20 protein-coding genes are annotated in these 17,302 nt (G+C 29.6%); 3 read left to right on the top strand and 17 right to left on the bottom strand.

What is annotated here, in order from left to right; genetic code table 11:
- Window positions 1–133: 133 nt before the first annotated feature.
- The 17 genes from KA856_RS00905 to KA856_RS00825 all read right to left on the bottom strand — a co-directional run bounded on the left by KA856_RS00905 (window position 134) and on the right by KA856_RS00825 (window position 12,093).
- Entirely contained in the window at window positions 134–802 is a 669-nt protein-coding gene (locus KA856_RS00905) for an ABC transporter ATP-binding protein (protein ID WP_046597252.1), read from the bottom strand.
- A gap of 17 nt (window positions 803–819) precedes the next feature.
- Window positions 820–1,869 (bottom strand): ABC transporter permease, encoded by a 1,050-nt coding sequence (locus KA856_RS00900; protein ID WP_107386643.1) that lies wholly within the window; start codon window positions 1,867–1,869, stop codon window positions 820–822.
- Window positions 1,870–2,036: 167 nt separating this feature from the next.
- The gene (locus tag KA856_RS00895) at window positions 2,037–2,225 is read right to left on the bottom strand and encodes a hypothetical protein (RefSeq protein WP_107524220.1); all 189 of its coding nucleotides are present in this window, start codon (window positions 2,223–2,225) and stop codon (window positions 2,037–2,039) included.
- Between the two features lie 614 nt (window positions 2,226–2,839).
- A complete protein-coding gene (locus tag KA856_RS00890; RefSeq protein WP_157947962.1) occupies window positions 2,840–3,007 on the bottom strand; it encodes a hypothetical protein in 168 nt (55 codons plus the stop codon).
- Window positions 2,985–3,584: a hypothetical protein gene (locus KA856_RS00885; protein ID WP_107517905.1), complete on the bottom strand. Its 600-nt coding sequence runs from the start codon at window positions 3,582–3,584 to the stop codon at window positions 2,985–2,987. The genes KA856_RS00890 and KA856_RS00885 overlap by 23 nt, the downstream gene beginning before the upstream one ends.
- A 139-nt stretch (window positions 3,585–3,723) precedes the next feature.
- The gene (locus tag KA856_RS00880) at window positions 3,724–4,215 is read right to left on the bottom strand and encodes a hypothetical protein (protein WP_107386471.1); all 492 of its coding nucleotides are present in this window, start codon (window positions 4,213–4,215) and stop codon (window positions 3,724–3,726) included.
- Window positions 4,216–4,230: 15 nt separating this feature from the next.
- Window positions 4,231–4,521, bottom strand: a complete 291-nt coding sequence (locus KA856_RS00875; RefSeq protein WP_107386472.1) for a hypothetical protein — start codon at window positions 4,519–4,521, stop codon at window positions 4,231–4,233.
- 289 nt (window positions 4,522–4,810) lie between these two features.
- Window positions 4,811–5,446, bottom strand: coding sequence for an HTH domain-containing protein (locus KA856_RS00870; protein WP_226952115.1), 636 nt, complete (start codon window positions 5,444–5,446; stop codon window positions 4,811–4,813).
- Window positions 5,447–5,614: 168 nt separating this feature from the next.
- On the bottom strand, window positions 5,615–6,061 hold the full coding sequence (locus KA856_RS00865) for a JAB domain-containing protein (protein ID WP_107386473.1): 447 nt from the start codon (window positions 6,059–6,061) through the stop codon (window positions 5,615–5,617).
- Window positions 6,062–6,088: 27 nt separating this feature from the next.
- On the bottom strand, window positions 6,089–6,595 hold the full coding sequence (locus KA856_RS00860; RefSeq protein WP_107386474.1) for a DUF1643 domain-containing protein: 507 nt from the start codon (window positions 6,593–6,595) through the stop codon (window positions 6,089–6,091).
- 15 nt (window positions 6,596–6,610) lie between these two features.
- Window positions 6,611–6,922, bottom strand: a complete 312-nt coding sequence (locus KA856_RS00855; RefSeq protein ID WP_073345744.1) for a DUF960 family protein — start codon at window positions 6,920–6,922, stop codon at window positions 6,611–6,613.
- Window positions 6,923–7,017: 95 nt separating this feature from the next.
- Window positions 7,018–7,356, bottom strand: a complete 339-nt coding sequence (locus KA856_RS00850) for an SAUGI family uracil-DNA glycosylase inhibitor (RefSeq protein ID WP_107386475.1) — start codon at window positions 7,354–7,356, stop codon at window positions 7,018–7,020.
- 105 nt (window positions 7,357–7,461) lie between these two features.
- Window positions 7,462–9,138 (bottom strand): cassette chromosome recombinase CcrC, encoded by a 1,677-nt coding sequence (gene ccrC / locus KA856_RS00845; RefSeq protein WP_107386476.1) that lies wholly within the window; start codon window positions 9,136–9,138, stop codon window positions 7,462–7,464.
- A 285-nt stretch (window positions 9,139–9,423) separates the two neighbouring features.
- A complete protein-coding gene (gene cch1 / locus KA856_RS00840) occupies window positions 9,424–11,094 on the bottom strand; it encodes a cassette chromosome replicative helicase (RefSeq protein WP_210138370.1) in 1,671 nt (556 codons plus the stop codon).
- 42 nt (window positions 11,095–11,136) lie between these two features.
- Complete coding sequence (locus tag KA856_RS00835; protein ID WP_107386478.1) at window positions 11,137–11,388, bottom strand: hypothetical protein; 252 nt, start codon at window positions 11,386–11,388, stop codon at window positions 11,137–11,139.
- A 5-nt stretch (window positions 11,389–11,393) separates the two neighbouring features.
- Window positions 11,394–11,711 (bottom strand): hypothetical protein, encoded by a 318-nt coding sequence (locus KA856_RS00830; protein WP_069826668.1) that lies wholly within the window; start codon window positions 11,709–11,711, stop codon window positions 11,394–11,396.
- A 25-nt stretch (window positions 11,712–11,736) separates the two neighbouring features.
- A complete protein-coding gene (locus tag KA856_RS00825) occupies window positions 11,737–12,093 on the bottom strand; it encodes a hypothetical protein (RefSeq protein ID WP_002511853.1) in 357 nt (118 codons plus the stop codon).
- Between the two features lie 154 nt (window positions 12,094–12,247).
- On the opposite strand from KA856_RS00825, the gene KA856_RS00820 reads away from it, so the two are divergent.
- From KA856_RS00820 to KA856_RS00810, 3 genes are all read left to right on the top strand, one after another.
- Entirely contained in the window at window positions 12,248–13,846 is a 1,599-nt protein-coding gene (locus KA856_RS00820) for a hypothetical protein (RefSeq protein WP_119537748.1), read from the top strand.
- Window positions 13,847–13,998: 152 nt separating this feature from the next.
- Window positions 13,999–15,726, top strand: a complete 1,728-nt coding sequence (locus KA856_RS00815; RefSeq protein ID WP_210138511.1) for an ATP-dependent nuclease — start codon at window positions 13,999–14,001, stop codon at window positions 15,724–15,726.
- On the top strand, window positions 15,716–17,254 hold the full coding sequence (locus tag KA856_RS00810; RefSeq protein WP_210138369.1) for a UvrD-helicase domain-containing protein: 1,539 nt from the start codon (window positions 15,716–15,718) through the stop codon (window positions 17,252–17,254). The genes KA856_RS00815 and KA856_RS00810 overlap by 11 nt, the downstream gene beginning before the upstream one ends.
- Window positions 17,255–17,302: the final 48 nt, after the last annotated feature.

The raw sequence follows: 17,302 nt of genomic DNA, 5'->3' as shown, positions 1-17,302 counted from the left end.
TTTATAAACCCCATTATTTACTAATAAAAATGCCTACTTAATTTTATAAGTTAAGTAGGCTAAATTTATATTAATTTCGAATCTAATATTTATTAATTAGTAGTACCTTGAATTAATTATTAGCGTTAAAACATTAGACTTGAGCTTGCTCTAATACTCCGTCTTCCATATGATAAACCTTATCACAATATGACGTAAGTCTTTCATCATGTGTAACTACTATACAGGTTTTGTTTTTTCTTAATGTCTGTTCCTTTAAAATCTTCATAACTTCCATAGCATTCTGGGTGTCTAAAGAGGCCGTCGGTTCATCTGCTAAAATGATTGAAGGTTGCGTATATAAAGCTTTGGCAATTGCCACACGCTGCTTTTGTCCTCCAGATATCTCACTTGGAAGCTTATTTTCAATTGTTTCCAGATTAAGCTGTGACATAAGTTGATTATACTCATCTTCACTTAGCACATTTTTCTTTTGTTTCTTTAGTAATTTAAATTGTTGTTTTACAGTTAAAAAAGACACGAGATTAGTGGCTTGCAGTATGAATCCAATTTCTTGCATTCTTGTGTGTGCTAGTGCTTTCTGAGACATACCGGACACTTCGCTCCCATTAATTATAATATCACCCGAACTGGGCGTTTGGAGCGCCCCCGCCATAGTTAAAAACGTGCTTTTTCCAGAACCAGAAGGACCAATAATAGCAATGAGTTCTTTTTGATTAAATTTTAGTGAGGTAGGTTTTACGGCTTCTATTTTTTGATTTCCGTCTTGGAAATATTTAGTAACATTTTTAAATTCTAACATTTAATTACACTCCTTATTTACCCTATCGCTTTAAGTGGATCCACTTTTCTTATCGTTAATATAGAGAACAGACTACCTAATAGTGAAACAACAATCAGTACAATACCGTATATCGTTAGAGTTGCTATACTAAATTTAATAGGCACTGCACTTGGTAAAAATAACCCTGTTATTAATGTCAGTATTAATCCAACAATTGTTCCTATCAAAGCAATAATAAACGTTTGTGATATTACTACCTTTGCTAAATAACCATTTGTAAAGCCTTGAGCTTTTAATACACCAAATAAATTTGTCTTTTGCAGTGTAATCACGTATAAAAATATACCTATAACTGTTGCTGAAATAACAAATAGAAATGAAATCATAAAATTGAGGGTTAAGTTTTGTGCTTTATAGCCAGGTAAATTCTCAACAAAATTTTCAATTTCAATAGCTTCTAAATTGCTATCTAAATTCTTTTTATTCCATTCTTTATCTTTAACAACTACAGCGTTCGTCATGCCTTCTTTTAAGGATGGATTAATTTTTTCTATTGTACTATTACTTGAGAAAATCACAGGCGAAGCGTTATATTTTGCACTCTCACTAAATCCTACTATTTTCAATTCTTCATCAGACTGTGATAATGACAGTTTATCACCAACTTTGAAACCATTTTCTTTAAGCGTTTCATCAGCAATAACTTCATTATCAGAATTAAATTTCTTTCCTTCAATCATATTGGGTACTAAAAAAGAATTATCTTTAACACCAAATAGCAATGCATTCTCTTCGGTATCTCCGTTAGAAACAATAACACCCGTCTGCTTTAAACTTGCTTGTTGCTTATATGTGTTTTCTACTTTATCTAAGTTAAAAACTGATTGTTCAACCGTTTGATTTGCATCTTTATTTAACACAATTGCATCAGCGCCCCATTTATCAATACCCTCTCTGTTCATATTCATTAATCCACTGGCTAAACCAGATAATAAGAACAGTAAATAACTTATCATTATCAGAACGCCAACGATTAAACTAAACTTCAATTTATTACGTTTAATTTCATTCCATGCTAAAAACATAGATGCCCTCCTTTTATTTAGTACAATAATATGATTAATTGATTTTCTATTTATGTGCAGTAAATGCCTTAACATCAATTTTAACAATTTAATATAATATTTCATAGTATATGATTCAAGATTTAAATTAGATCCAACGCAATTTGACTAATTAACACAAGTACCCCCTATTCCTTAATTAAGAAATAAATATAAATTAGAGGTGGTTCAAGGATATTTAAATAGTTCATTAACTGACTAGATAAAATTAATACGAATAGCGATAAGACACCTATTAAAAGTGATAATCTAAAATCATTAAGACTTTCTATCGATTTCATTCTAACTGTAAATCCTCCTGCCATAAACATCGCCATCCAAAACCCGCCAAAGATTGCAAAGTTTGTGTAAACTATGCCGATTAACAAACTAAAACTACCTATTATTTGTATGACACCTGTTAAATGCATAAACTATATTAGTATATTTAGATTTTTAAATTTAACCTTTGCATTTTTACTACTAATAATGTTTGTAACTGATAACCCTGTAAATCCAGTTCAGAGAATAAGTTGAATAATTATTTCTATCATTTGCTTTCCTACTTTCTATTAAGTAATAACTATCGTATTATAATTTAAGTCGATAGTTCCTTCCTGAAGTATTAATTTTCCACTTATATTTCACTATTAACATGTATAATTGTCGACAACAAAGTGTATTTCTATCTACTATATTACACATTTTTTAAATTAACTTGCTAATTAAATTATTATTATTATAGGTTAAGTGAATACAACAGCATAATTAATTAGATGCCGCAGAAAATATATTTTCTTTTTAACGAAACTAAATGCTAAAGCTATAAGGCTTAATACATTCTTCCTGTGCCTCTTGTTCTTGTGTGTTAATATCATCATTACTAGCTTCATTTTCACGATTTGCATCATCTATTTCGTTGTTTCCTTTTGTATCTAATTCATTATTATTATCATCCTATTTCTGCAATTCTTTTTTCTAATTCTACTTCTTGATACTTGTTGTATTCGAAGACTGCCACCGTTGCTAAAATACCTAAAATAGCAATTACCGTGATTATACTTAGTAATTTTCTCATAATATATTCATCTTTAAGTTTAATAATTGCCTCCTTGACCATTGGCGCGTGCTTCAACCTGACCTCTTAAATATTCTTTATATGCTGGATTTTTAGATAATTCATCTACTGCATCAGCATCTTCGCTTGACATGCCTTCTTTATATGCATCTAAAAAATCATCATCAGACATGTTTTTAGCATCTTCAGCTGTATATTTAGGTGAACTTTCTTCTGTATTTTCTCCATTTGTAGCTCCACCACCAGATTGGGCCATAACACCTTTTTCAAACTCTTCCTCTTCTTCAGGAGAATCAAATTCACCAGTATAGTCTATGCCATTCTTAGTTTTTTTAATTTCTTCACCATCTTCTGTTGTTCGCACTTCATTAGTATTGAGTTCTTCATTAGAATTATTATTTGTGTTTGTTGGTTCTTGAATTTCTGTTTGGTTTGTAGTTTGATTTTGTTGTTCTTTTTTGGAAGTTTTGTTTTTACTATCTTTTTGTTTGTTTTCAGTTACTTTAGTTTGTTCTTTTTTAAGTTCTAAATCTTTGTAACTTCCATATGCAAATACAACTGCAACTCCCAATATTGCAACTAATAAAATAACTCCTAAACTTGCTAAAAATTTTTTCAACTTAATATCCCCATTCTTTCTAAAATCGCTTTATATTATTATATTAATCTATTTTTCTACGCTTTTATATATTTATTATTAGAATAATTAAAAAAGACATACTTTTTAGGTCAATATGTCTTTGAAAAATATTACTTCCTTATTGTTCTTTAATTTCTATCGGCTGACCCAATTTACTTTCTATAATTTGTGAAATTTCTTTTCCTAATGGCCCTTTGATTACAAGTGTACGTCTTGCAACTGAGGTAAGTATTCCAAATACGGCTCCGATGGCTAGTATACTTCCACCAGAAGTCAAAGCAATTACTGATCCTAATGCAATTTTCCCCAATTGTTTAAAAGGTTTTTTGTTAAATATAACTGTTATTCCAATAACATTAGGTGTCTTTGTCTCTCCAATAATAATTAAATAATTACTTTTATGACTCTTAAAATGATATGTTATTATTTGTGCATTATCTTTAAATACTTTTAATAGTTCGCGCTCATGGCTATTCGATTTTTCAAGAATTTCTTCTTCTTTAAGGACTTCGGTTTCTTTACTAAATGTATATTTTTTATTTAAAGCAAGTGTTTTTAGTTCATTTTCAAAATCATTTAAAGATTTCGCTTCATAATATGCAAATTCCATTTATTTCACTCCCTGTTATTTTTCCCATTTGTTCGTTTCGTGATTATAAGTGAATCCTCTCTCTTGTAATAAGGATTTAGCCGCAATATAAGTATCATAATCCCCATCATCTTTCTTCTGTATCTCATATATTTCCATTAAGTCTTGGTTAGAGCTATCACTTAAAGCGTCTCTCATCAAACCTCTATCGCCTGTTGTTTCCCAAATCGCACCGATGGCAGCGCCAACAGTCGCAACTGAATAATATGCTGCTGCACCGACACCTTTCCCAATACCTTTACCTATCGTTTTTATTATGTTGCCCATGATTCCCATTCCTTTCGTATTTAATAATTTATAAAATATTGTAAATTATGTTTATTCTTGAACCTGTTGTTTTAAATATGTTGACTGCAATAAAAGTAATTCATCAATCACTTGTTCTCTCAAATCAGGGGGTGAAATAATACGTATATTGGATCGATACATAAAACAGAGTTGAATCGCTTCGAGCCTTGTCATTTTGAAAGTGACGATAAGATAATGTACATCATATTTTTCTATTACATGAATTTGATGATATCGATGCATTTTTAACCAGACATCTTTAGAAATTTCAAAAGTAATATAGGTTTGTACCTTTTGTTTTTTCTTGTATGTCCACAGGTTTTTCAGACAAACTCAGATTCATTTGACTAATATCATCGATATAAATTTCATCGTCCATTCGATATACTAAGTGAAAAGCATACATTTGATAGTATATCGATAAAGGTAATAATAGTTTTTGATTGTATTGAAGATATTTATTTTCGTTCATTGCTTGAATAGCTAATGATGATGTCGAAATACCTATTTGATTTTTATCAATTTCAAAGATCTCAAGATATTTTAATAATTTAGTTCGATTATCTGAATGATGTCTGATGATTAATAATTTAAGATATTGATAAAAGTAATGGCTTAATTTTGGTGTGGTTAGGTATAAAGCAGTCAAAATATCATACATAAAATACATATTTTCACTTTTATTTTGTGCGAGCTTATAACTTTCTGATTTATAATCGTACGTAATTTCTTTAGGTGCACTTATCCATGATTTGCTTTCATATAAGAAGTTTCTGATATCATCGATATCTCTTTGTATCGTTCGAGGACTTGTATCAAGTTCTAATGTAAGTGATTGCTTGTTGACGGATTTATTTTGTAGTAAACGATTGTATATCGTTAATATTCGAAACGCACGATCCAATATATCACCTCCTTTAAGTTATATATTACAAAATAGGTTTGTCACAATAAGTCAACCTCCGTATATTTATTAAAAGTTGTGAAAAATATTTTTCAGATAAAAACATTGATATAAAGGGATTTTATAAATGTTGGAAAGTGACAAAGTAATGGTAGTGACAAAATACGGCTATATCTCTACCTTTAAATCACGTTGTCTAATGGTATAGGTATGACTATCTGAGAAAATAATATGGTCATAAAATAAAATGCCCATCATTTCACTGATGAGCATTAATCGTTTGGTTACATTAATATCTTCAGGAGAGGGTGTTACATCTCCACTTGGATGATTATGACCGAGCATAATACTATTGGCGTTACTGAGTATCGCTGTTTTGAATATTTCTCTAGGGTGAATCACTGTTTGGTTAATAGAACCAATCGATAGTGTTTGAATATGTGTAGGTTCATTTTTACTGTTCATACATATAAGAATAAGATGTTCTCGGTCACTATTGCCAATGAATGATCGCATGATTTCTGCCGCATCCTCAGGGTTTGAAATACGATTTTTTAGATAATTTAATGTATTTGTTTTTATCATTTGTAGTGAAACGATATTGATTTCTTTCATAATTTACCTCCATCCTCCATATATAGGTTACGCTTTCAAAGTCCATTTCTGTCTTGCTTTCGGATTAAGGGGGTGCATGATTTCATTGGTTGCTGGGTTCATGAGTTGTTTCACTTTCTTCTTATGTGGTTTCAACATTTCTAATACTTCATTAACACGTGCTTCTACGACGGGTTTTTTAGCGTAAGCGCCCCAAGCTAATATCACTTCATCTGATTCTTTCACTGCCTTCATAATTTGAATATCTGTATGCTTATCATAGGCATTTTCTAAATGTTTGAGATTGATAGGTGTCGTAATATTAGAATATAGATTCACAAAATTGATTGAACCAAATGCATCCATTTCTGAAACTTTGTTCATAATGAGCTGAGTTGTTAGGTCGATGTTGAGAATGCCATCATAATGCGGATACATCGTGATTATCGTAATCGTTTGTTTTTCACTGTCCCATGTTTTCTTAAGTAGATAGCGGTGTTGTTGGTCATCACTGAATATGGCTTCTGTTTCTAATGTGCTTTTGATTGTTTCCATGTAATATTCACTCCTCTAGTATTCTTCCGGTAATAACATGACGTAATAAGAAAGGTCTACATCATCTTCTCGGATAATGTAGACCTTATTAATATTGATAGCTTTTGAGTAATTAGCTTTATGAATTTTGACATACTCAGGACGTTCTTGTTTGTGTTTGATATATAATTGATTATTGTGCATGTTGAACTGGAAGACATGAAAATAATCTATTTCTTCTAGTTCCTTAGACTGTTCATTTTCACGTTGCGCTACAACTTGCCATAATTGATGTTGTAATGTGGTAGGTAAGTTTTGGGCAATACCACGAGTGATATATCTACTCATAAGCATTTCCCTTTCGTTCTGATTCTTTCATCCAAGTAATGATTTCACTTAGGATAGTGATTGCTAATTGTGTTAGTTTGATATATTTATGCATATTATTGTCCTCCTGTTAGTAAGTATCGTTGATCTAAAAGGGGCATGACCGAGTTGTGTAGATATAAGAAATCCATATCGTGGTTTTCATCAATATAACCAATGGCTATGAGCTGTTTCTGATAGTAGAGAATGAAAGGGTAGATATTACTTTCGTGAAGTGTATCAGAGTAGTAGGTGTAGGTTTGAAGTGTTTTATTACTGAGTGGCCCAAGCCTTACATATTGGTCAGGTAAGATATCATCAGCTACTTCTTCGATGGATTCACATTCCCATTTTTCTTCCTTTGGCAGATTGAATAAGTTGGTTACATAGTGCTTGAGTTGTTGTTCTAATGTCATAATTATGACCTCCTAATGTATTTGATAGATGTATGCATGTGATACATCATTTTGATAATATATATTTGATTTTTATTTCATTTCTCTCACTTTTGTCACTGAGAATTAAGTGGTAAAAGTGGTAATTTGGTCGATGAAATAATCGTTTCGACAATCTATTTCGAATTGGAATTTGGGCATAAAAAAAGACCCCCAATCTTTTTTCAAAGATTGAGGGATAAGACTTTCATCAATTTTATACCTTACCAGTTTCACTTGTTTATCTTTCGTAATTTCAATCGAGTCAATTAACATTTTCATAAGTTGATTTTTAGCTTCGGGTGTGGCTTTTCTAAGATACACACTGAACCGTGTTATCATCAAAATGAGTCGTCCTTTTAACTTATCAAAATTGGGTATTTCAGCCTGTGATTGATTTGCTTGTTTTGCTTCTTTAATTTGTTGGTCTAATACTTCTAACTGTTGATTCATTTGACTTTGTTTAGCTTTTAACATTTCGCTGTCCATTTCATCATCTAAGAACAATTCCAACAATCGTTCTTGTTGTGTTTTAACTTTTGCTTTTTGTTTTTCTAGGCTATCAATATCATATTTTATTTCTGTTTGTTTACTATGCTTTTGTTTCAGTTCTACTATCACATTTGACGCAATCTTTTTAATCACATCCGGTTGAGACAAAATACGATTTAGATGAACATTGATTACACGTTCGACTACTTCTGCATTAATCGCATTACTATGACATGCAGAGCTTCCCGAGCGGTTGAATAATGAACAAATATAATAACGTTTCACTGTCCGTTCTTTTGACTTTTTGGTTTTATAATAAGTCCGTCGACATACCATATTATTACCACACTCTGGGCATTTGATAAGGCTACGAAGGTAAAAATCTCCGCCAATAGGTCTGCCAGGTTTAAAACTTTTTGAAACTAATTTCTCATGAACTTGATCAAATGCATCTTCACTTATAATGGCTTCATGCTTACCTTTGACCAATATCACATCATTTTTATCACTTTTACCACTTCTTCGTTGAACTGCCCAATTTTGATGGTTATTGAATCTGACATAGCCTTTATAGACTGGATTATTCAAAATATACTTAACACCATACACTGAAAATGGCTTTTGATTAATGGTACGATATCCCTTTTGATTTAGTACGGTTGTAATGGCTTTGAGCCCTTTATTATGATTCAAATATAAATCGAAAATTTCACGTACAATATTAGCTTCATTTTCATCGATAACCAAATCATTTTTCTGTGTAAGTGGGTTGAGTTTCAATTTGTAGCCGAGCACTCTACCTGTAATAGCTTCTCCACTACGCGCTTTGGCATTCATCGACATCTTGACATTACTGATCAATGTTGAACGCTCAATTGATCCTATCAACCCAAACATTGTAACGAGTACTTCTCCAGAAGCATTGGATGTATCAATATTCTCAGAAATCGATTTATAACCTACGCCATGCTCTTTGAATTCATGAATAATATTAAACACGTCTCTCATTGAGCGAGAAATACGATTCAATTTCCAACTTAATACCATTTCGATTTTATTATCCTTAACATCTTGTAATAGACGTTTCATTGCCGGACGACCTTCAATATTTTTACCTGAAATGCCTGAGTCAGTATATGTCTCATAGTCATAACCCGAGAAATTTTTCACAACTTCTTTGATGAGTACTTGTTCCTGCTCCTTTACAGAATAACCATGTTCTGACTGCTCAGACGTACTTACACGTGAATATAGTGCAATTTTCTTCTTCATAACTTATCTCTCCTTTTAATGAATAATTGCTACAGACCATCGGTCTTATAACATCATATGGATAATATATATTTATAACTTCGTTTCATTTTTATCACTTTTACCACTTAATAATATGAGTACTACAGGCAAGTGCCTGTAGTACGTAATTAGCCTTACTTACCTTTATTGATACGTTCTTCTATGATAGGTACAAGCACTTCTACAAATGCTTCAATTTGTTCATTATTCAAATTACTTCTCACCTTTCAACATCTGATTTCACAGTCTTTTTGTAATAAATCATCATTCGAACTTTAAATTCAATGTTTCAGCAATTTTTTTATCAATTTTTATGTGATAATAGACAATTGATTCCATTTCGCCATTATTATTCTTTACTTTTCTTTGATTTGTTTTTCTATCTTTATCTGTAACTAATTTATTGTCGTTAGCTAATGATTTAATTACATTTTTTGTATCCTCGAACCCATTGTCCTTTAATATGCGTTCGAAAACGGAACGAATAATCCTCACTTCTATATAATCATTTTGCTCTATTATCATTCCATTATTTTCTATCATATTAGACAATGGACCACCATGGCTAAATTTGCCTGAATTTACAGCTATATACTGAATAAGAACTTCCATTGCTTTCTCTGTTAAAGAACGTTCTGATATTGTGCCTTTATGATAATTTAATAGATAGTTTCTCATTTCCTCTATGCCTAGCTTTACATCTAATGCTAATTCAAAAACTGTTGCCGAAGTCAATATAACAGCATACCTACTTATCATTCGTATGCCTGTTTTGCTTTCTTCATTTGCTAATGCTAATTCAAACCACTGTCTATGTTCTTCGTAAATAGTCACCAATTGCTCTTCATTATTTAATAAATACTCAGATATTATTGGCAATACATGACCATAATTTTTTCTTACAACTTTTTTGATAGCCTCCGAATTCGAAGATGATGACGTAATTGCTTCATTAATTTCAATGATACGTACTCTTAATCCATCATTTTTGGCAGAGTTACTAAAAATGCTATATTCGCCTGTTGAAATAATAGAAGTACCTGAATTAAATTTCTCCCTTGTATTACCATTTTTATCTGCTCGTTCACTTCCTTGCCCTTCGCTTATAGAATATAACAAGTTGGTTAGATTACTAATTGTAGAAGTCGATAATTCATCAAATATTACTGGGATACCAAAATTTGAACTCATGATATTTTCAACCCCAACCTTAGTCGCATTCCAACTACAAAATAAAGTATTATCTCCTTTGTTAACATTTCCCGCTATTGAACCAGCTAACATAGCTGCTGTCGTTTTACCACTTGAGGATTGCCCGGTCAAAGAATATACTATTCCTGTATACTCAATTTCATTTAGAAAGAATAAATATCTAGTAACTAAAGCACTCACTCCAAAGATAGTAACTAGTTCCAACACAACATTGCCATTCACTTGTTCCTGAAACATTGTTAACCATTCATCTAATTCACCCTTAGGCGCTAAATCATATTTATTATCACAAACCACTTGATTCATATCTTCTTCACTCATTGAAGGACTAAAATAGAGATCATCTAAAGCAATAACTGTCCCTTTATTTGTAGGTATAACACCAACACCTTTATAAAAACTACTTTTCACTGTACTATCTCTATACTCTTGTAAAGCATTACTCAATTCTTTAATCCTATTTTCATTAATAGTGAATCCCATTTCTATCAATTTAAACAAGTTACGTGAGCTTAATATACTTGAATCTAAAATGTATTCATCACCATCTATATCTTGTATGATAATCTGTTCTTTTTTATATAATCGATCTTTATACTTAGCGACTATAAAAATTGGAGAAGCTAGTTTAACTAGCTTCTCACCTTCTCCATCATTGCTACCTTTTATTTTCTTAAAACAACCATTTGAATCAATTAAATATTTATCATTTTCAAACTTCATTTCATTTTTACCTCCATACAAAATCTTATTGACAAATACTAGCTAAATATCATCGATACTGTAAAAATCTGTTAGTCTCACGAAAATGCGTTGATTTTTATCGCAAAACATTTCAAAGTGTGAAGATCCATGCAACATTACATAATTTCGAAATCGATGTTCGATATCTTCTATTAAATTTGACGTTGGATCCTTTACACCTATATCCATTAGTAAATTCTTTACAGTGAATTTTTCATTTGCTCTTTTAATCAAAGCCTCTGTTTTACATTTCAAAAACAATTCTCTACTCATGTTACCTAACCTCTTCTAACTCGAATAAAAACTTCATCATCTGTATCCATATAAATGCACCCTTTATAATCGTAAAAGAAGAGGTGAAACAACGTACTGACTAATTTATACTCAACTGGATTGTTAAATTCGTTGATTAAACTGAAACCCAACTCGATTTCACAGCCCTTCAATGAAAAAGTGTCTTCATCTTGTGAGTCTACTCCTATCGAGATTAATTGATACAACACATCAATAGCATGTTGACTTAATTCAGCTTGAATTGATGCGTAATTATTATTATTATCCATTGATATTAAAAAATTATCTGTTTTTATTTCCATTTTGGCTGCCTCCTAAATTAATTATTTATCTTTTAAAAACCTTAACTATTATATTTTCTGCTTCTCCTTCTTGTAACTGGTATAGCGTGAAATGTTCTTCAAGATACATTTCAAGTAAAATGTTTATAGCATATACTTCATCATCGTAAATATCTCCATAAACATCGTCACCAACCATATCCAATAAGTCGTATATTGAGAATTCAGTTTCACTTGGCAACATCAAAGCTTGTCCAATCAAAAGAGTAATTAAATTTTTACAATCACTTGTTATTGTGAATTGTGTAGTATACTTAAATTGGCCGCCTTTGGTAGTTTCGATTTCGAAGTGATGAACATCGTCATCCTGTACATATTGCTCTTTTTTTAAATATTTTTTCATAATACGAAAACCTCCATGAATTATTACTCAAGTAAAAACTTAAGCTAATTAAAATATACTCCTTATAAGAAACGTGCCTGTCCAATCTTATAAAGGGAAAATGGAATCTTAAAGAGCAAAAAATTTGACAAATATAAAATTTGAGGTGTTTAGTTTGGAATTAAAATTTGATCAAACCGAAAATAATAAATATATCTTTTTAGGATACATATTTGATTACTGTATAGAATCACTTAAGACATTAGATATTAATAAAGTCTTAAATATTTCTATAAAGCAATTAATGAAAGGGGATAATTTTAATGAGTATATATGCAATGGAATTGTAATATATATTTATGATGAAGATATAAAATCAATTATTAAACATAGTAATCAAAAAGTAGCTTATAAATTGTTAATTCGACGTGTTTTAGATTCACTTTATGACGCTTTAAAAGACGATTTAAGTAAGGAGACTGCGTTGAATCTTTGGAATGATTTTGAGCGATCAACACTCAATTTTTTCAAATCTAAGTTTATTGACAAAGATATAGTAACGCTACCTAAGATGATGTTTGAATATGATTATATGAATAAACATTTATTAGAAGATATTGAGAAGAAGAAAGCACGTATGCAAAGAAATACTGAAATCAATAGAACTTTTGGTGACTCTTTTAATCCATCATTTTATGATTTTTCAACTCAAACAATTAAAGATCACGAATCAGATGAAGATGATATTCAAGAATTTTTACAATATTTTATTAATGGAGGTATACAAAAGATAACTAAGCCTCAATTACCTGAATCAATTAATTTAATAAACACTAATGAAGAAGTTAATTGTTTATGGAAATACAAACCTGAATCTATTTTTGCTGTACACAATATCATGGAGTATTTTGACAAAGAGTTCTATAGTATTGTGAATGAGAGTTTGACCTTCAACTTATCTGATGTTAAAAATTTTGCAGCGCATGACAGTTATTCATCTAGTCAAGAGGCTATCGGAAAAGGAACTATTTACAATAAATTTAATACTCAAAATTTTACATTTCATGAATTTGTTATTGTTTCTGCCATAGCTAATTTTTACAAAAATCCATATATAAAAATGATGAACATTGAAAAGTTCTCATCACAGAAGGCTGATACTTTTGATATATTTACAAAAGATTTTCCCCATATACCTTTGTATATGAGTGACTTCATTATAGATAAAAGCAGCACTTTTGCTGATGACTTAATTGATTTTATATGGGTAAAACTTAAAAACAAAATTAATGAAAGAAAACAACAAGATGTAGCATTCTTAATTGAGAAAATTTTTAGCTTGAGCTTTACACCTTTAAATACAAAAAAACATTATAATGCAGTTCAAAGCACATATGATGTTACACAAGCATTAATATCTATTATCAATGATACTTCTAATTTTAATAATTTTATTAACTACGAAAATTTAATTAACAATGTAATTGACTTAATTAATGATTGGATAGAACAAAACAATCATTTTACCCAACAAATGGAAAGTGATATAGCATCATTAAACTTTGTATCAGATAATTATTACTTAGACATATTAGAAGCCAAAAAGCTAGACAATGATTTTAATGATGATGAGGGACTACTTAATTCAATGACTTCTTTCAAGTTATTTTTAAATAATCTTACTAATAAAGTAGATGAAAAGCTAGTTTGTACTTTAGTTGCAAAAACAATTAAAAAAGTGCAAAAATTTTATACAAACCACGAAACCTCTTAAAAATTACAAAATAAAACTTATAGAATGAAATGCCTTCTAACGTATGAATACTATTAACTTATAATTAATAACTTAAGTGGTTTTGTGGTTTGAAACCTAGATATTTTATATTCGTAATTTAGTATAGAGAAACAATGAGGTGAAGATGTGAAATTAAAAATCTTAAAGTCAAAAATTTCAGAAATTTTAGCGATATAAATTTAGCATTAAATAATAGAAATATCATATTTGGAATGAATGACATTGGAAAAACAAATTTATTACAAGCAATTAGATTTATGTTTGATAGACAAATTAGAATTAATGGGTTTAGAGCGTCAGATTACCACAAAAATGATACTACCTTGCCGATTGAAATAGTAGTTGAAATTGATATAAGTGATAGAAATAATGAAACACCAAAATCTAATGATTCTAAACTATTAATTTCTAAAATCAAAGAAGCTAGAAACAATCTCAATTATCCCGATTCTTTCTTTATTATGTTAAAAGGAGTATTTGATGAAAAAGAAATCTTTGGTAACCCAGTTTTATACTGGGGCTCAACATTAAGTGACTTAGAATTGGTACCAGTTAGAGGACAAACTTCTGCTATAGATGATATTTTCCACGTTGAGTATGTTAACCCCACTTCGTCTTTAGAGCATACTTTTAAAAAATATAAAAAAACTCTTTTTAATAATAGTTTTAAAACTGAAGATGATATCACTATAGAAAATGACATCACTCAAAACATAAATGACTTAAATAATAATATTAGTAAACTTGATGTAGTTAAAGTAGCTCAAGAAAGTTTAACCTCCTCTTACAAAAAATTTAGAAATGAATCAATGAATATAGAACTCCGTTCTGAAATTGCAATAAATGGTTATTTAAATAATCTTACTCCTTACATTAAATGGACTAATGAGGAGGGCTATTACCCAACTGGAGGCGATGGTCGAAAAAAATTACTAACCTATGCATTAACTAAAATGATTACTGAAAAGTTTGCTAATAGTAAGATAATTATATATTTAATTGAAGAACCCGAAAATAATTTGCACAGGTCCATGCAGGTAGCTTTTTCACAACAATTGTTTAATGACAAGATTTATAGTTACTTCTTTTTAACTACACATTCTTCTGAAGTTTTATATGAAATGGATGATACACAATTAATTAGGATTTCAAACCCCAATAAAAGTATTGGGAATTCTTATCATCATTATCTACCAGAAAAATATAAAAACATAAAAAAAATGTTAAATAAAGGATTATCACAAGCTATATTTTATAATACCGTTCTCTTAGTTGAAGGTGGATCTGAATACACTTTGTTTGAAACTGTTTTGAATTTTATATACCCAGAAAAAGAAATTGACGGAAAATATACACTTCAAGTTGCTGGTGTCGGATTTAAAAAATACACAGAATTATTTGATGCTTTGGATATAGTTTATTTTGTACAAACTGATAATGACCTTCAACGAATGAAAAGTTCTCAAAATGAATATATGACTACTGGATTTAAAAGAGGTTTTGAAATCATAAATAAACCCAGCCCTTTACAAAAAGTAACATTAGACTTAAACGACATAAATAATGACATAAAATTAAAAGAAAAGAAAAAGGAGATCTTTGATACTAACAAAACCTATATATTGCAATTAAAAGAATCAAATATTTATCTCTCTGAAATTGACCTTGAAAATGATTTATATAAAGTTATGGGAGAAGATATGAGCGAGATATTAAATACAGATACTCCTGTTGCAAAACTTCAAGAAAGAAAACTTTTTAACATGGTAGAATTTGTTAATCATTTAAATGAATGCCAAGCCAAAAAAATATGTGAAGGTTTTAGTGTTCTGAAAGGATTTATTGATTATGAAATATAATTCTTACAATACACATGACTTAGAAAATCGAAACAAAGCAATTCACAGTAATGAAAATACTCTTATTCTTGCAAGTGCTGGAACAGGAAAAACTAAATTACTTGTTGATAAATTAATTTACGAAAAAGATCACAATGATTCATATCAAACTTTTGCAGCCCTAACTTTTACTAATAAAGCTGCGAAAGAAATAAAAGAGAGAGTTAAATTTAATAATAGACATCTTTTTATAGGAACAATAGATGGATTTTTAGAGAAAGAAATTATTGAGCCATTTATTTCCCTATACTTAAAAACTGAAAGTAAATTATTTTACAGTTATACGAATGATAATAAATTCACTTCTTATAGTGATGGTATAAAACAAATTATTGATAAAAATATTATTGGAACCTATAAAGAATCATCAAAGAACTTCAAGTGTGAATTGTCATTAAAAATTTTAAAAGAGGTCATATACTCACGCGAATATCTAAAATTTAAATATAAGAAGATCTTTATCGATGAATACCAAGATTGTGATTTTACAATGCATTCCTTGTTTCAATATTTAAATACTCAACTGGCAATTAAAATGTTCATCGTTGGGGACCCTAAACAAGCAATCTATCAATTTAGAGGTGCGAACCCTCGATATTTAGAAGATTTAATTAAGAAAGATGATTATTTAAAATTACAACTCAACAATAATTTCCGTAGTAAACAAGATATAATTGACTTTTCACAAGCAATTAGCCCTGAAATAGAAGTGGAGAATATGGTCAATTCTCAGAGTATATTTTATTATGCTAGCAATCCGTCAGAGTCAAAAGCAAATATTATAAAATTTCTAATCGAAGAATCTATAATAGATCTTTCATCTAAAACATTCCTTATTTTAGGTAATAATAACGATATTTATAAATTACATAAAGAGTTAAATACTATTTATCCTAGAGAATTTGAAATTGTTAATAAAACTAATATAACTAATTGTATTAATAAAACTATACTTGAATCTATTGCAAAGTATTATTTTGATTCCGAATTTTCTGAGTATAATTTTATTGAAAATTTATATTTAGAATATGATAATATATTGATTGCTGATATTAAAAATATTTTACTTAAAATCAAAAATGAACCGAGTATCGAAAATATAGAAGAATTGTTTGATAAACTAAAAATTCCTGTACGTGAATTTGAAGGTAAACTAGAGTCAGAGCTTCTACAAACTATTTTGAAAAATGATATTAATAAAACCCTTTATAACATGCAAACAAATTCGAAATTATTGTTAACTACACACGCCTCTAAAGGCTTAGAAGCTAGTACAGTAATACTTTTTACTAGTTATTTCTTTCATTATGAGTCATTTAATGTAGAAAACAAATATGTAGCGATTACTCGTGCAAAAAATAAATTAATTTTGATTGATGATAATAATTGCCGATATAAAAAGCGTATGAATATGCTTTTAGAAGAAAACCAATATAACAAATTTAGTTTTGATGATTTTGTAACTGATATAAGTAATGCTATACAGTAGTATACTAAATAATTATTCTACTTTCACAATTCTCCTCAATAAAAGAGC

Origin of the sequence: Staphylococcus sp. GDB9P120P (assembly GCF_017893435.1) — a bacterium.
Taxonomy (GTDB): Bacteria; Bacillota; Bacilli; order Staphylococcales; family Staphylococcaceae; genus Staphylococcus; species Staphylococcus cohnii.
This window is presented reverse-complemented; position numbering and strand designations above follow the sequence as displayed.